The sequence below is a fragment of the Mesorhizobium tianshanense genome, assembly GCF_007830515.1.
Taxonomy (GTDB): domain Bacteria; phylum Pseudomonadota; class Alphaproteobacteria; order Rhizobiales; family Rhizobiaceae; genus Mesorhizobium; species Mesorhizobium tianshanense.
Genome location: NZ_VLKT01000018.1, coordinates 96,205 through 110,700 on the forward strand (window position 1 = coordinate 96,205; position 14,496 = coordinate 110,700).

The following is a 14,496-nucleotide window of genomic DNA, read 5'->3' on the forward strand; positions in this document are numbered from 1 at the left end:
CGCTGCCCCTTCTTTCCTTCTCCCCTTATGGGAGAAGGTGGCCGAGCGACGCTCGGTCGGATGAGGGATGTTCCAGCTTGGCACCGGCCGCGCTCCGTCCAGCACCCCTCAACCGTCTTGGCGCTGCGCGCCAATCCACCTTCTCCCACAAGGGGAGAAGGCCGCGTTGCACCTAACCACGCTAATGATTCCTCTGCGGCGGCAAGGCGACCACAACGATCTCGAATGGAACAGTCTCTCATGCCGACCGTTGCCCCGCTTGATCTCCAGGGACATTGCATCGCCGCCGTCTTTCTCGACGACGTGCCGCACTTCGCGCTGGCCGACGGCGCCGTCCACCGGCTCGATCATGGCCACAAGACGGTGCAAGCCAATGACGGGCTGCTCTCCGCCTTCCATGATGGGGCTAAAGACCGGCTGATCACCGGCGGCGAGGACGGCAAGGTGTTTGCCGTCAGAGCAGGCGGCGAGGTGGCGGAACTGGCGAGTGCGGGCAAGAAATGGATCACCAGCGTTGCCGCCGGGCCGCAAGGCGCCATCGCCTATGCCTCGGGCAAGACTGCCTTCGTGCGTTTCGCCGACGGCAAGATCAGGGAATTCTCGCATCCGCGTTCGGTCGAGGGGCTGGCGTTCTCGCCCAAGGGCATGCGCTTCGGCGTCGCCCGCTACAATGGCGCGACGTTGCATTTCCCGGCGGCCGACGGCAAGCCGGTCGATCTCGAATGGGCCGGCGCCCACACCGGCATCACCTTCTCGCCGGACGGCGCCTTTGTCGTCACCACCATGCAGGAGAACGCGCTGCATGGCTGGAAACTCGCCGACGGCAAGCACATGCGCATGACCGGCTATCCCGGCAAGGTCAAAAGCCTGTCGTGGGCGCCCAAGGGAAAATGGCTGGCGAGTTCCGGCGCGCCGGCGGCGATCGTCTGGCCGTTTTCGGGCAAGGACGGGCCGATGGGCAAGGCGCCGCTGGAGCTCGGCACCCGCGGCAACGCCATGGTGACCTCGGTCGCCTGCCATCCGAGCCAGGATGTCGTGGCCGTCGGCTATGACGACGGCATGGTGATGGCGGTGCGCTTCACCGACGCCAAGGAAGTGCTGTTGCGACGACCAGGCAAGGGCGCCATCACATCGATGATGTGGGACGGGCAAGAGCGGCGCGTCGCCTTCGGCAGCGCTGCAGGCGACTGCGGCGTCATCGATATCTCGGCCTGAGCTCACCTCGCCCGCGCGGCGACGGGAATGGCCTTTCGCCGCAGCGACAGCCCATCGCGCATATTGAGCGACAGGAGCGCGATGTTCACGGCGCCGGCCGCCAGTTCGATCGCCTGGACGATCATGAACACGGTGTCGAAGCGTCCCGAACCGGCAAAGTTACTGAGCAGGAACGCCGAGGGCACGAGCACGAGCAGCCCATTTGCCGTGATGATGCGCATGCGCCGCTTCTTGCGCGCGACGACCGGGCTCTTCCAGCCCTTGCCGAGCGAGAAACCGGACGCCCCGGCACCGATCATTGCCGGGATGAGCACGGCCATTCCGGCCAGCACACAGGTTTTGACCGTTGCGATCGTTGCCGCGTCGCCGAACAGCTCGGCCGTTACCGTCGACAGCCAGAAGGCCGATACCGTGATGAGCGCTATGGCGCCGGCGGTTGCGTGAACCTTTGTTTTCATCTTCATCTCCATAGCAAGCTATATATCGTTGCATAGCATGCTATTCAACTGTTATTTTGAGGCCATGAAATTTCAGAAGGAACGGTCCGCCGGATTCCTGGCAAACCACATGGCGCGGCTGTTCGCCAACGGGCTGCAACAGCGCATCCGGCCACTTGGACTGGCGCCGGCCCAGTTCATGACGCTGCTAGCTTTGTGGGAGGAAGACGGCCTGACGCAGCGCGAACTCGTGCAGCGGCTCAACGTGGAACAGGCGACCATGGCCAACACGCTGATCCGCATGGAGCGGGACGGGCTGATCGAAAGGCGCTTGCATCCCGAAGACGGGCGCTCCCAGTCGATTCATCTCACCCCGAAAGCGATCGCCCTGCGCGAACCGGCGACACAGGCGGCGCGGTCACAAAACGAGACTGCGCTGGCCGGTTTCAGTGAGGATGAACGGCTGGTGTTTCTTGACCTGATGCGGCGCGCCATCGCCTCGATGCAGGCGGACTGACCTGCCCCGATCGAAACACCATGAGCCGCTGAACCAATGCAGGGCAGCCGCGCGGCCAATTGCGGTTCCGGATGCCGATTGGCTAGAGTGAGCACGAGAGGGGCCTTCATGCATACAATCGACCATTCAAAGACGTCCATCGGTGGCATCAGCACTGCCCGCATCGCCGACTTGCGCGAGAGCGAGGCCGCAATCTTCCGCAGGGCGCGGCCGAAGTCGGCGGCCAAGGTCGGCAATGGTCTGCCCGGCTTCTTCGGCGGCGTGCCGATGCACTGGATGAACGACTGGCCGACGCCCTTTCCGATCCTGGTCGACAGCGCAAAGGGCGCCACCATCGCCGACATCGATGGCAACCGGCTCGACGATTTCTGCCTGGGCGATACCGGCTCGATGTTCGGCCACTCGCCGCCGCCGGTCGCCCGCGCCATCCGCAGGCAGGCCGGACGCGGGCTGACCTATATGCTGCCTTCCGAAGATGCGCTTGCCATCGGCCCGCTGCTGCAACAGCGCTTCGGCCTGCCATATTGGCAGATCGCGACGACGGCGACCGATGCAAACCGCTTTGCGCTGCGCGTCGCCCGCGCCATCACCGGCCGGGAAAAGATCCTGGTCTTCAACGGCTGCTATCACGGCTCGGTCGACGAGACGATGGTGCGGCTCGTCGATGGCAGACCGGCCAACCGGTTGGGACTGGCCGGCGAATTCCGCGACCTGACGCAGGCAACCAAGATCGTCGAATTCAATGACCTGCCGGCGCTCGAGGCGGCACTACGAGACAGGGATGTCGCCTGTGTCATCACCGAGCCGGTGCTGACCAATTCTTGCATGGTGCTGCCTGACCCTGGCTTCCACGACACGCTGCGCGGCCTTACCCGCGCGGCCGGCACCCTGCTTCTGATCGACGAGACGCATACGATCTCGACCGGCCCCGGCGGCTATACGAAGACATACGGGTTGGAGCCGGACCTGTTCGTGCTCGGCAAGCCGATTGCCGGCGGTGTGCCGGCCAGCGTCTGGGGCATGAGCGAAGACACCGCCATGCGCTATGCCGCCTACAACAGCTGCAAAGAGCCCGGCTATTCCGGCATGGGCACGACGCTGTCGGCCAATCCGCTGCAGTTCGCGGCGATGCGCGCCACGCTCGAAGAGGTGATGACCGATGAGAACTATGTGCGAATGGATCATCTGGCGCGACGGCTCGACGCGGGGCTGACCGCCGTCATCGACCGCTGCCGCCTGCCCTGGCATGTTGCCCGGGTCGGCGCGCGCGTCGAGTTCATCTGCGCGCCCGGCCCGCTGAGGAATGGCGGCGAGGCGGAGGCAGCGCATGCGCCGGAGCTCGAAGCGACGATCCATGTCGCGCTGGTCAATCGTGGCGTGCTGATCGCCCCCTTCCACAACATGATGCTGATCTCGCCGGCGACCCGTGCGGCCCAGGTCAACCGCCTGATCACCGCCTTCGGCGCGGTTGCGGCAAGGCTCGCGGCATGAGACAAGCTTGCGCATGAGAGAAGCGCCCAAGCACACTTTGAACGCCATCATCACCTTCCCTTCCGGCTCGACGCCCGCCGAGGCGCAAGCCTTTCTCGACGCCCATCCCGAGATCGAGGCCTTCGATGTCGTGCTGACCGACGCCAACGGCGTCGGGCGCGGCAAGATCGTGCGCCGGCACGAATTGATGAGCATCTTCGAGAACGGCCGGCATATGCCGATCTCGATCCTTGGCCTCGACATCACCGGCGAGGACGTGCATGAGACCGGGCTGATCTGGACGACCGGCGACGGCGACCTGCGGGCATGGCCGATCCCCGGTACGCTGGTGCCGCTGTTCGGCACGCAGCCGCCGCGCGGCCAGGTGCTGATGGCGATGTACCATCTCGACGGTCAGGCGATGTCTTCCGATCCGCGGCTGGCGCTGGCGAGGCAAGTCGACATCCTGGCCGCGAAAGGCCTGCACCCGGCCGGCGCCTTCGAACTCGAATTCTTTCTTCTCGCCAACGAGCGCGACGCAGATGGCAAGGTGCAGCCGGCCAATGCCGTGCTCGACGGCCGCCGCTCGGCCAAGACCGAGGTCTATTCCGTCGACCATCTGCATGGCATGGAGCCGCTGTTTTCCGACATCTATGCCGCGGCCAGGCTGCAAGGCATCCCCGCCGAGACGGTCATTTCCGAATATGCGCCCGGCCAATACGAACTGACGCTGAACTACCGCAAGGATGTGATGCGGGCGGCCGACGATCTCGTCATGCTGAAGCGGCTGGTGCGGGCGCAGGCGCGCCGCCATGGCGTCACCGCCTGCTTCATGGCCAAGCCGATCGAGAAATATGCCGGCTCCGGCATGCATTTCCATGTCTCGTTGCTGGACGATGCCGGCAAGAACGTCTTCACCGAGGCCAGCGGCGAGACCTGGTCCTTGCCGTTGCTGCGCGGTCTCGGTGGCCTCATCCAGACCATGGCGGAATCGATGCTGGTGTTTGCCCCGCATGCCAATTCGTGGCGGCGCTTCGTCTCGCAATCCTATGCGCCTGTGGCGCCGACCTGGGGCGTCAACAACCGCTCGGTGGCGCTGCGCGTGCCGGCGGGCGATGCGAAAAACCGGCGCATCGAGCACCGGCCGTCGGGCGTCGACGCCAACCCCTATCTGGTCGCTGCAACGGTGCTGGCCGGCATCACCAGAGGCCTCGACGACGGTCTCGACCCTGGGCCTGAGACCACCGGCAACGGCTACGAATCGGCAATCACGCGCACGACGATGCCGGTGGATTGGCGCGCCGCGATAGAGGCGGCAAGGGCCTCGACATTCCTCAAAGAAGCGCTGGGCGAAGACCTGCACCGGACATTCGTGGCGATCAAGCAATCCGAATATCTTCGGGTGGCGCGCACGGTTGGCGAGTTGGATTACCACCTCTATCTGCATGAGGTGTGAAGGCATCGCCCCGCCGCCATTCTCCCGGAAAGCCTGGTCCGCGGCTATTTGAAGGAACCTTTCCGGGGCTTCGCTCATTGCGCATCTGATCGCAGCAGCGGACAAGGCCGCATCAGCCATGATCGCCAGGATGTCGACAAATCCCGCGTCACACCGCGCCAAGGTGCAGGCAAGACGCTGGCCCAAGCGTGAATCGCCTGAGACGGCGGAAGGTGACGACGCAAGCACCATTCCCGAACTCAGCGACGTGGCGAAAGCCTGCCGCCGCTGTCCGCTGTGGCGCAACGCGACGCAAACCGTGTTCGGCGAAGGGCCCGATAGGGCCAAGGTGATCTTCGTCGGTGAACAGCCAGGCGACCAAGAGGATCTGGTGGGCAAGCCTTTCGTCGGTCCGGCCGGCAAGGTTTTCGACGCCATCCTTGACGATGCCGGCGTCGACCGGCTGAAAGTCTATGTCACCAACGCGGTCAAGCATTTCAAGTTCGAGCCGCGCGGCAAGCGGCGCATCCACTCAAAGCCGAATGCCGGCGAGGTGCGGGCCTGCCGCTGGTGGCTCGACAAGGAGTTCGACCTGATCAAGCCCAACCTGGCAGTGGCGCTCGGCGCAAGGGCGGCGCAGTCGCTGCTCGGCAAGGTGGTGCCGATCATGAAGATGCGCGGCCAGGTCGTGGAGCGGGACGATGGACTGCGTGTGTTCGTTACCATCCACCCGTCCTTCATCCTGCGCATTCGCGAGCCGGCGGACAAGCAGGCCGAACGCGAGCGGTTCCTGCAGGACATGAAGGCGGTGAAGACGCTGATGGCGGCCTGAACCTATCTGATCAGGATCGCTCTCAAATCATTGACATTCGTTCCGGTCGGGCCGGGCACGAAAAGGTCTCCGACGGCATTGAACGCCGTCCAGGCATTGTTGCCGGCAAGCATCGCCTTGGCATCGACGCCTGCCGCCCGCATCCGCGAAACCGTCGAACCATCGGCAAAGGCGCCGGCATTGTCTTGCGAACCGTCGATGCCGTCGGTGTCGGCGGCCAGCGCATGGATGCCTTGCGCGCCGCTGATCCCGATGGCGAAGGCAAGCAGGAATTCCGAATTGCGGCCGCCCTTGCCTTTTGCCCGCAAGGTCACCGTGGTCTCGCCGCCCGACAGGATCAGCACCGGCTTTGGGAAAGGCCGGTTGCGCGCGGCCACTTCGCGGGCGATCGCGGCGTGGACACCGCCGACCTCGCGTGCTTCGCCCTCGATGGAATCGGAGAGGATAACCGCCTCGATGCCATGGCGCCTAGCTTCGGCTGCAGCGGCTTCAAGCGATACGCCGGCCGAGGCGATCAGATGCACCTCGTTGCGCGAAAAACGCGGATCGTCGGCGCGCGGCGCATCTGCGGCCGACGAATTGATATGCGCCATCACCGGGGCCGGCAGTTCCATGCCATAGGCGGCGATCGACGCCAGCGCGTCTTGGCGACTGCCCGAATCGGAAACGGTCGGACCGGAGGCAACCAGCGCGGGATTGTCGCCCGGAATGTCTGATACAACCAGGGAGACCACCTTGGCGGGATAGGCGGCTGCGGCCAGCCTGCCGCCCTTGATCGTGGAAACATGCTTGCGAACGGTGTTCATAGTGGCGATCGGCGCGCCGGAGGCAAGCAGCGCCTCGTTTACGGCGATCTCGTCGGCCAGCGTCAGGCCATCGGCAGGCGACGGCAGCAGCGCCGAGCCACCGCCGGAGATGAACGCCACGACCAGATCGTCCGCGGTCAGCCCCCGGACCTTCGCCAGCAGTCGGCGCGAGGCTTCGAGACCTGCTGCGTCCGGAACCGGATGCGCCGCCTCGATGATCTCGATGCGCTCGCACTTCGCGCCATAGCCGTAGCGGGTGACGACCAGCCCTTCGATCGGCCCGTCCCACACCTTCTCGAAAGCCGCCGCCATCTGCGCCGAGCCCTTGCCGGCGCCGATGACGACGGTGCGTCCCTTTGGCTTTGCCGGCAAATGATCCCTGATCGTCCTTTCCGGATCGGCAGCGGCGACGGCGGCATTGAAGATCGAGATGAGGAAGGGTTTGGGATCTATCTCTGTCATTTTGCTTCCGGCGGCAATGCAAGTTCGCGCCCGTCGACACCCAGATGCTCACAAAGCGCATCGACGACGACGCCGTGATCCTCGCGCTCCGGCAGGCCGGAAACCGCGATCACGCCGATCACACCGGCGCCCTTGACCGTTACCGGAAAACCGCCGCCGGCGAGCACATAATCTGATATGTCGAGCCCCTCGCCCGGCTTGAAGCTGCGGTCGGGGCGCTGCTGCTCCAGCACCATGCGATAGGTGCTTTTCAAGAACCGCCGCACCACATTGATCTTGCGCCGCGCCCAGTCCGGGTTGGAGGCGTTGGAGCCCGGCATCGCAGCGTAGAACAGCGGCCGGTCGAAGGTCCTGATATCGACGATGATCGGCAGGTTTTCCTTCAGAGCCCGGTCGCGGATCGCTGAGCCGATCTTGAACGCGACAGCCTCGTCGAAGGCCGGGAAGACCAGCGTGGCTTCCTGTTTCCTGATCAGAGCGATATCATCCGCAACAGCCATGTCGTTCCCCTGTCAACTTCGCCGCAGGCTTTGACTCATGGCTGCCGCCCGGTCAAGCCGGAACCTGTGGGAGAACTAAACCGCCATATCCGTCTTGGCCGCCCGCCCGGCGACATAGACCTCTCGCACGGCGCGGTCGTCGCCGAGCGTCTGCAGCAGAAACAACTCCTCCGCCAGCGTGTCGGCTGTCTCCATCCTGAGCCGCATCGCTGGCGTGGCGCGGGCGTCGAGCACGACGATGTCGGCATCGCTGCCCTCGTCCAGCGTGCCGATCTTTTCCACGACCGACAGCGCCTCGGCATTTCCGCGGGTGAGCTGCCAGAAGGACTGGAACGGGTTCAGCTTCTCGCCGTTCAGCGCGATCACCTTGTAGCCCTCATCCATGGTCCTCAGCATCGAGTAATTGGTGCCGCCGCCGACATCGGTAGCGGCCGCGATCCGGAGGGCTTTGTCACGCGTGCGGTAGCGCTGAAAATTGAACAGGCCCGAACCGAGGAACAGGTTCGAGGTCGGGCAGAACACCGCCACCGAGCCCGTATCCGACAGCGCATTCGCCTCGCGGTCCGACAGATGGATGCAGTGGCCGAACAGGCTTTTGCGTCCCAGCAGCCCATAGTGCTCGTAGACGTCGGTATAGTCGCGTGCCTGCGGGTAGAGTTGCAGCGTAAAGGCGATCTCGGCGTGGTTTTCCGACAGATGCGTCTGCATGTGCAGATCAGGATACTCGCGGCAGAGCGCGCGCGCCATCTCCAACTGCTCAGGTGACGAGGTGATGGCGAATCGCGGCGTGATGGCATAGTGCTGGCGCCCCTTGCCGTGCCACTCCCTAATCAGCGCCTTGCTGTCGTCATAGGCCGATTGCGGCGTGTCGAGCACGCCCTCCGGTGCGTTACGGTCCATCATCACCTTGCCGGCGATGTTGAGCATGTTGCGGTCATCCGATTCGGCGAAAAACGCTTCGGCAGACTCCTTGTGGACAGAGCAATAGGCGGCGACCGTCGTCGTGCCGTGGCGCACAACCTCGTCGAGGAACAGCCTGGCGATGCGGCGGCCATGCTGCGCGTTGTGGAATTTTGTTTCCTCCGGGAAGGTGTAGGTGTTCAACCAGTCGAGCAGTTCCGCGCCATAGGACGCGATCACCTGCATCTGCGGGAAATGCGCATGGGCATCGATGAAGCCCGGCAGCAGCAGATGCGGGCGGTGGTCGATCTTTTTCGCGCCTTCATCAGCCTTTCCCTCGACATCGGCATAGGCGCCTGATGCAACGATCCTACCATCGCGGAGCAGCAGGCCGCCATCGTCCTCGTAACGCCAGGCGGCATGATCGTCGATGCTTTCGGGCCAGCGCAGGAAGGACAGCGTGCGGCCGCGCAAGAGTGTGCTGGTCATGCTTATTTTCCCGCCTCCTCGAACCATGCCACCAGCAGCGCCCGCTCCTTGTCGGTAATCTCCGTGACGTTGGCAGGCGGCATGGCGTGGCTGCGGCCGGCCTGCAGGTAGATCTCGCGGGCTTGCTCGGCGATACCAGCGTCCGTGTCGAGCATCACACCTTTCGGCGCGTGATAGATGCCCTCGTAGGACGGCTCCTGCGCATGGCACATCGAGCAACGGCCAAGCACCGTGTCGCGCACCGCGGGAAAATGCGCCGAGGCGACATAGACCTGTGCAGACGATGAGGCCTTGACCTCCCCGGTCAGTATCTTGGGCACGGTCGACAGCCAGATGATTACGACGAACAGGACGCCGGCGGCCAGCCAGGCCCAGGTGGGATTGCCCTTACGCGCATGAACGGTGTTGAAATAGTGCCGGATCAGCACGCCGATGATGAACACCAGCGAGGCGATCACCCAGCTGAACTGGGTAGCAAACGCCAGCGGATAGTGGTTCGACAGCATCAGGAACAGAACGGGCAGCGTCAGATAGTTGTTGTGCAGCGAGCGCTGCTTGGCGATCTTGCCGTATTTCGGGTCGGGCTTCCTGCCGGCGATCAGGTCGGCGACGACGATCTTCTGGTTGGGGATGATGACCATGAAGACATTGGCCGACATGATCGTTGCGGTGATGGCGCCCAGATGCAGGAAGGCGGCGCGGCCGGTGAACAGATGGGGGAGCCCCCAGGCGATGAACACCAGCACGCCGTAGAGCACCAGCATCAGGCCGGGATCGCTTTTTCCGAGCGGCGAGCGGCACAGGAGATCGTAGACCACCCAGCCGACGCCGATCGTGGCCAGCGACAGCAGGATGCCCACCGGCACCGACATTGGCAGCACATTGGGGTCGATCAGGAACAGATCGGCGCCGGCGTAGTAAACCACGCACAGCATGGCGAAGCCCGACAGCCAGGTGGCGTAGGATTCCCATTTGAACCAGGTCAGATGCTCGGGCATTTCGGCCGGCGCCACCAGATATTTCTGGATGTGGTAGAAGCCGCCGCCATGCACCTGCCATTCCTCGCCGAAGGCGCCGGCGGGCATTCCCGGGCGCTGGCGCAGGCCGAGATCGAGCGCGACGAAATAGAAAGATGAGCCGATCCAGGCGATGCCGGTGACGACATGCAGCCAGCGCACAGCGAAACTCAGCCAGTCCCAGAAAATCGCGAAATCCATCATTGAAAGGTCGTCCCTGCCGATTGGGTGACTTTACGGACTGGGACGCAAACGGAAAGGGCCGAGCTGCACGATGACTTTCAAAAAAAAATGGAAAATACTAGGCTCTTCATACGCAGCCGCATGAGAGCCACGAAATACGCATGGCCTATCTCGACAACATCGCCGTTTTCGTTCGTGTCGTCGAGCTCGGCAATCTGTCGGCGGCTGGCCGCGACATGCGCATCTCGCCGGCGGTCGCCTCCAATCGCATCAAGGAGCTCGAGAAACACCTCGGTGTCCGGCTGTTCAACCGCACGACGCGGCAATTGATGCCGACCGAGCACGGCACCGTGTTCTATTCCGGCGCCAAGCAGGTGCTTGAGGCGGTCACCGAGGCGGAAGCCGCAGTGTCGGCACTGTCCGGCCAGCCGCGCGGCACGATAAGGGTGACGGCCCCGCTCGGCCTCGGCCGCCGGCTGGTGGCGTCGGGCATCCCCGATTTCCACGACAAATACCCTGATATCGAGGTGCGGCTGAGGCTTTCGGACCACAATGTCGACATCATGAAGGAAGGCATCGACGTTGCCTTCCGGCTGGGCATCATCGAGGATTCTAGCCTCAGAATGCGCGGCATCATGGAGTGCGAACGGGTGCTGGTGGCGGCGCCGAAATATCTGGAGGCGCGCGGCGAACCGAGCGAACCACAGGAACTGATCGGCAAGAAGCACGACTGCCTGATGCTGCGCTATGCCGGCGCGCGCGAATACGTCTGGACGCTGCAGACAGCCGACGGCCCGCGGAAATTCGAGGTGCACGGACCCTATGACACGGACGACGGCGACGTGCTGACCGGCTGGGCGCTGTCGGGCCGCGGCATCATCAACAAGCCACGCTTCGAGGTCGAGCCGTTCATCCGCGACCAGCGGCTGAAGGTGATCCTGCCCGACACGCCGCCGACGCCGGTGCAGTTCGCCGCCGTCTACCCGCACAAGAAGCTGCAGGACCCGAAGGTGCGGCTGCTGCTCGACTTCATGGCCGAGCGTTGCCAGCGGCTGATCAAGGATATTCTGGCGGGCAAATGATGCGTGGCTCGAACGATCGAGGCAACGGTGCCGCAATGAAACTAGCCGTTTCGTTACGCCCGGGCGAGGCTCCTTCCGATGTGCGAGCATCGGCCGGTCCGGATTTCACTCTTCTGGCTCGGTTCGTGCAAAAGGCCGAAGCGGCCGGGCTGGACATGGTGCTGCTTGCCGATTCAGCACCGGTTGCTGGCGGCCCATCAAACAGCCAGGTACCCTTCGAATCGACGACCCTGCTGGCGGCGCTGGCGACGGTGACCAGCAAGATCGGTCTCGTCGCCGCGGCGTCGACGGTCGCCCACCTGCCTTACAATCTCGCGCGCCGTTTCGCATCGCTCGATGTCATCAGCCATGGCCGTGCCGGCTGGCACGCGACCATGGTCCCGGATCCGCCCGAGGCGGCCAATTTTAGCCGGCAGGAAGGCTTTTCCCGCGACGATTTTCGCCGACGCGCGGAGGAATTCATCGGCATCGTGCAAGGCCTGTGGCGAGGCTGGGATGCGGATGCCCTGCTGTTCGACCAACACGGCGGCCGCTTCTTCGATCCCGAAAAGATGCACCTGCTCGACCACAAGGGCGAGTTCTTCTCCGTGCGTGGGCCGCTGAACGTGGCGCGGTCGCCGCAGGATACGCCCGTGCTCGTCCTATCGGGCCTGTCGGGACCCGACATGGACATCGGCGCCCGCGTCGCCGATGTCATCCTGCTGGACGAGCCGTTGGTCGCAGGCGCGAAGGCTGACGATCTGAAGCGCCACGCGGTTGCGTTCGGGCGCAACCCGGGCGCGATAAAGGTGCTGATGAACGTCGCGCCGGGGGCTGAAATGGCCGCCAGGCCGGACGTGATCGCGGACAGGCTTGAAGAGTCCTTCCGATCGAATTGCTGCGACGGCTTCAACATACTCATGCCGCCGCTCGAGTCTGTGCTCGACGATTTCGTCGACCTCGTGCTGCCGAAGCTTCGCCGACGCGGCCTTGTTCACCCGGATTATCGCAACGCCGCGCTGCGCTCCCATCTCGGACTGGCCGGGGAGGAGGGACGATGAGCGGCCGTCAGATGAAGCTCGGCGCGTTTTTGTGGGCGACAGGCCATCACATCGCCGCCTGGCGCCATCCACAGGCGCATGTCACGGCGGGCGTCGACATCGATCATTACATCCAGCTGGCGCGGACGGCGGAAGCTGCGAAGTTCGATATGATTTTCTGCGAGGATGCAGCCGGCGTGCGCGAAGCCAATGTCAATATCGCCAGCCAGACGTCCCGCTCGATCGGCTTCGAACCCATCAGCCTGCTGGCGGCGCTCGCGGTCCAGACTAGCCGCATCGGCCTCGTCTCCACGGCATCGACGAGCTACAACGAGCCTTACGGGCTGGCGCGAACCTTCTTGTCGCTCGATCATCTGAGCGGCGGGCGAGCCGGCTGGAACCTGGTCACCTCCGCCAGTCCCATCGAAGCCGCCAATTTCGGCTCGACCGGCCTGCGTCCGCATGCCGACCGTTATGAACGCGCGCGTGAATTCGCTGCCGTGGTTACCGCGCTTTGGCGAGGCAAGCTCGACGGGGTTTCCGGACCTGGCCACGACGGCAGAAGCTTTTCGGTGCGGGACCCACTCGATCTGCAGCGCTCGCCTCAGGGCGCACCAGTGATGGTTCAGGCCGGAGCATCGGACGAGGGCAGGGATCTTGCCGCCCGGACCGCTGACGTCGTGTTCACGGCGGCGCAGACTTTCGAGGAGGCGAAAGCTTTCTACGACGATCTCAAGCGACGCCTGCCGGCCTACGGGCGCGAACCGGACGACATCAAGATCATGCCCGGCGTCGCGCCCGTGGCGGCCGAAACGGAATCGGAAGCCCGCGAGAAATATGAGGAGCTGCAGGAGCTGATCCCCGATGATGTCGGCGTGGCGCTGCTGTCCAGCTATCTCAGCATTTCCGATCTGTGGCGCTATCCCATCGATGGGCCGCTGCCGGAGCTGCCGGCCAGCGAAGGCATGCAGAGCCGGCAGGCGCTCGTCATCGAGCAATCGCGCCGGGACAACCTCTCGATCCGGCAGCTTGCGCGTCACTTCGCCGGCGCTCGCGGCCACTGGCGCGTCGTCGGTACGCCGGCGCAGATCGCCGACGAACTCGAAGCGCGGTTCGAGGGCGGTGCGGCAGACGGCTTCAACGTCATGCCATCTTATTTTCCTGGCGAACTCTATACCTTCGCCGCGCTCGTCGTGCCGGAATTACAGCGGCGCGGACTGTTTCGGAAGGAGTATGAAGGCCGCACGCTGCGCCATCATCTCGGCTTGAAACGACCGGCATGACGCGCCTCAGCCGGCGTCCATCATTCGGGCGGTTCCGGACACTCTGATCGAGCTGCCCGCTGCAGGCGCAATGTCGGCATGCAGGCGCGAACGCATGCCCATGTCCTCACCTTGGACGACATCGATAGCGCCGCCATGCGGCCAGCCAAGGTCGCGCAAATAGCCCGCGAAGGCTGCCGTGGAAGCCCCTGTTGCCGGATCTTCATAGACGCCGCCGGATGCAAACGGATTGCGGGTGTGGAACAGGCGCGGCGTTTCGGCATAGGCGAGCAGGATCGTGACCAGGTGCTCGCGCCGCATCAGCGCCTGGCCGATTTTCAGATCATAGGTCATGGCAGCCAGTGCGTTGCGCGAATTCAGCGCCAGCACAAGGTGGTCAGCGCCGCCATGGATCAACGCCGGCGGAATGGCCGCATCGAGATCGCCAGCCGAATAGCCGAACAGCGCCAGCGCCTCTGCGATGAGCTTTTGCGGAGCAGGTTTGCTATGCGTCGACGGAGACTGCAACGCGGCGGCAATGTTAGCGCCGTCACGGAAACCCTCGACGGTTATTCTCGCTCGGTTAAGGATCAATGCGAAAACACCATCGCCAAATTGCCGGACCAGTGCCGCGCCCAAGGCGATCGTGGCGTGCCCGCAGAAGGGAACTTCGGACTCCGGTGAAAAATAGCGGACCCGCCAGCCGTCACCCTCGGGTGCGGCAAAGGCGGTTTCCGAAAATCCGACCTCCGCTGCGGCGCTTTGCATTTCGGCGACATCGGGCAAGACGTCTCCTATGACAACCCCAGCAGGATTGCCGCCGGTGTCTCCATCCGAAAAAGCCGCGATTCTCAGTACGTCCATCTGGCCC

At 64.1% G+C, this 14,496-nt stretch carries 14 protein-coding genes; 8 read left to right on the plus strand and 6 right to left on the minus strand.

Going from position 1 to position 14,496, the window contains the following annotated elements; translation table 11 throughout:
- The first annotated feature begins 240 nt into the window (after positions 1 to 240).
- Complete coding sequence (locus tag IQ26_RS16080; protein ID WP_145718893.1) at positions 241 to 1,215, plus strand: WD40 repeat domain-containing protein; 975 nt, start codon at positions 241 to 243, stop codon at positions 1,213 to 1,215.
- A 2-nt stretch (positions 1,216 to 1,217) separates the two neighbouring features.
- Here the strand turns inward: IQ26_RS16080 and IQ26_RS16085 are convergent, their stop codons facing one another.
- Positions 1,218 to 1,673, minus strand: coding sequence for a hypothetical protein (locus IQ26_RS16085; RefSeq protein WP_145718895.1), 456 nt, complete (start codon positions 1,671 to 1,673; stop codon positions 1,218 to 1,220).
- Positions 1,674 to 1,737: 64 nt separating this feature from the next.
- On the opposite strand from IQ26_RS16085, the gene IQ26_RS16090 reads away from it, so the two are divergent.
- From IQ26_RS16090 to IQ26_RS16105, 4 genes are all read left to right on the plus strand, one after another.
- The gene (locus IQ26_RS16090; RefSeq protein WP_145718897.1) at positions 1,738 to 2,169 is read left to right on the plus strand and encodes a MarR family winged helix-turn-helix transcriptional regulator; all 432 of its coding nucleotides are present in this window, start codon (positions 1,738 to 1,740) and stop codon (positions 2,167 to 2,169) included.
- Between the two features lie 108 nt (positions 2,170 to 2,277).
- Positions 2,278 to 3,660, plus strand: a complete 1,383-nt coding sequence (locus IQ26_RS16095; protein WP_145718899.1) for an aspartate aminotransferase family protein — start codon at positions 2,278 to 2,280, stop codon at positions 3,658 to 3,660.
- A 13-nt stretch (positions 3,661 to 3,673) separates the two neighbouring features.
- Complete coding sequence (locus tag IQ26_RS16100) at positions 3,674 to 5,095, plus strand: glutamine synthetase family protein (RefSeq protein ID WP_145718901.1); 1,422 nt, start codon at positions 3,674 to 3,676, stop codon at positions 5,093 to 5,095.
- A gap of 85 nt (positions 5,096 to 5,180) precedes the next feature.
- The gene (locus IQ26_RS16105; RefSeq protein ID WP_276316428.1) at positions 5,181 to 5,906 is read left to right on the plus strand and encodes a UdgX family uracil-DNA binding protein; all 726 of its coding nucleotides are present in this window, start codon (positions 5,181 to 5,183) and stop codon (positions 5,904 to 5,906) included.
- 2 nt (positions 5,907 to 5,908) lie between these two features.
- On the opposite strand, the gene IQ26_RS16110 is transcribed toward IQ26_RS16105, so the two are convergent.
- The 4 genes from IQ26_RS16110 to IQ26_RS16125 all read right to left on the minus strand — a co-directional run bounded on the left by IQ26_RS16110 (position 5,909) and on the right by IQ26_RS16125 (position 10,283).
- The gene (locus IQ26_RS16110; RefSeq protein ID WP_145718905.1) at positions 5,909 to 7,174 is read right to left on the minus strand and encodes a glycerate kinase type-2 family protein; all 1,266 of its coding nucleotides are present in this window, start codon (positions 7,172 to 7,174) and stop codon (positions 5,909 to 5,911) included.
- Complete coding sequence (locus tag IQ26_RS16115) at positions 7,171 to 7,674, minus strand: heme-degrading domain-containing protein (protein ID WP_145718907.1); 504 nt, start codon at positions 7,672 to 7,674, stop codon at positions 7,171 to 7,173. The genes IQ26_RS16110 and IQ26_RS16115 overlap by 4 nt, the downstream gene beginning before the upstream one ends.
- 75 nt (positions 7,675 to 7,749) lie before the next feature.
- Positions 7,750 to 9,063 (minus strand): guanine deaminase, encoded by a 1,314-nt coding sequence (gene guaD, locus IQ26_RS16120; RefSeq protein ID WP_145718909.1) that lies wholly within the window; start codon positions 9,061 to 9,063, stop codon positions 7,750 to 7,752.
- Positions 9,064 to 9,065: 2 nt separating this feature from the next.
- On the minus strand, positions 9,066 to 10,283 hold the full coding sequence (locus IQ26_RS16125) for a urate hydroxylase PuuD (RefSeq protein WP_145718913.1): 1,218 nt from the start codon (positions 10,281 to 10,283) through the stop codon (positions 9,066 to 9,068).
- Between the two features lie 140 nt (positions 10,284 to 10,423).
- On the opposite strand from IQ26_RS16125, the gene IQ26_RS16130 reads away from it, so the two are divergent.
- From IQ26_RS16130 to IQ26_RS16140, 3 genes are read left to right on the plus strand one after another with little or no spacing between them, the layout of a single operon-like run.
- Positions 10,424 to 11,344 (plus strand): LysR family transcriptional regulator, encoded by a 921-nt coding sequence (locus IQ26_RS16130; RefSeq protein ID WP_145718915.1) that lies wholly within the window; start codon positions 10,424 to 10,426, stop codon positions 11,342 to 11,344.
- A 35-nt stretch (positions 11,345 to 11,379) separates the two neighbouring features.
- A complete protein-coding gene (locus IQ26_RS16135) occupies positions 11,380 to 12,384 on the plus strand; it encodes an LLM class flavin-dependent oxidoreductase (RefSeq protein ID WP_145718918.1) in 1,005 nt (334 codons plus the stop codon).
- Positions 12,381 to 13,646 (plus strand): LLM class flavin-dependent oxidoreductase, encoded by a 1,266-nt coding sequence (locus tag IQ26_RS16140; RefSeq protein WP_145718920.1) that lies wholly within the window; start codon positions 12,381 to 12,383, stop codon positions 13,644 to 13,646. The genes IQ26_RS16135 and IQ26_RS16140 overlap by 4 nt, the downstream gene beginning before the upstream one ends.
- A 6-nt stretch (positions 13,647 to 13,652) precedes the next feature.
- Here IQ26_RS16140 and IQ26_RS16145 read toward each other — a convergent pair whose 3' ends face one another.
- Positions 13,653 to 14,489: a PhzF family phenazine biosynthesis protein gene (locus IQ26_RS16145; protein WP_145718923.1), complete on the minus strand. Its 837-nt coding sequence runs from the start codon at positions 14,487 to 14,489 to the stop codon at positions 13,653 to 13,655.
- Positions 14,490 to 14,496: the final 7 nt, after the last annotated feature.

Excerpts from the sequence above, each read along its gene's own strand:
- IQ26_RS16080 (WP_145718893.1), top strand. The coding sequence starts at position 241 with ATGCCGACCGTTGCCCCGCTTGATCTCCAGGGACATTGCATCGCCGCC.
- IQ26_RS16085 (WP_145718895.1), bottom strand. The coding sequence starts at position 1,673 with ATGAAAACAAAGGTTCACGCAACCGCCGGCGCCATAGCGCTCATCACG.
- IQ26_RS16090 (WP_145718897.1), top strand. The coding sequence starts at position 1,738 with ATGAAATTTCAGAAGGAACGGTCCGCCGGATTCCTGGCAAACCACATG.
- IQ26_RS16095 (WP_145718899.1), top strand. The coding sequence starts at position 2,278 with ATGCATACAATCGACCATTCAAAGACGTCCATCGGTGGCATCAGCACT.
- IQ26_RS16100 (WP_145718901.1), top strand. The coding sequence starts at position 3,674 with ATGAGAGAAGCGCCCAAGCACACTTTGAACGCCATCATCACCTTCCCT.
- IQ26_RS16110 (WP_145718905.1), bottom strand. The coding sequence starts at position 7,174 with ATGACAGAGATAGATCCCAAACCCTTCCTCATCTCGATCTTCAATGCC.
- IQ26_RS16115 (WP_145718907.1), bottom strand. The coding sequence starts at position 7,674 with ATGGCTGTTGCGGATGATATCGCTCTGATCAGGAAACAGGAAGCCACG.
- guaD (WP_145718909.1), bottom strand. The coding sequence starts at position 9,063 with ATGACCAGCACACTCTTGCGCGGCCGCACGCTGTCCTTCCTGCGCTGG.
- IQ26_RS16125 (WP_145718913.1), bottom strand. The coding sequence starts at position 10,283 with ATGATGGATTTCGCGATTTTCTGGGACTGGCTGAGTTTCGCTGTGCGC.
- IQ26_RS16130 (WP_145718915.1), top strand. The coding sequence starts at position 10,424 with ATGGCCTATCTCGACAACATCGCCGTTTTCGTTCGTGTCGTCGAGCTC.
- IQ26_RS16135 (WP_145718918.1), top strand. The coding sequence starts at position 11,380 with ATGAAACTAGCCGTTTCGTTACGCCCGGGCGAGGCTCCTTCCGATGTG.
- IQ26_RS16140 (WP_145718920.1), top strand. The coding sequence starts at position 12,381 with ATGAGCGGCCGTCAGATGAAGCTCGGCGCGTTTTTGTGGGCGACAGGC.
- IQ26_RS16145 (WP_145718923.1), bottom strand. The coding sequence starts at position 14,489 with ATGGACGTACTGAGAATCGCGGCTTTTTCGGATGGAGACACCGGCGGC.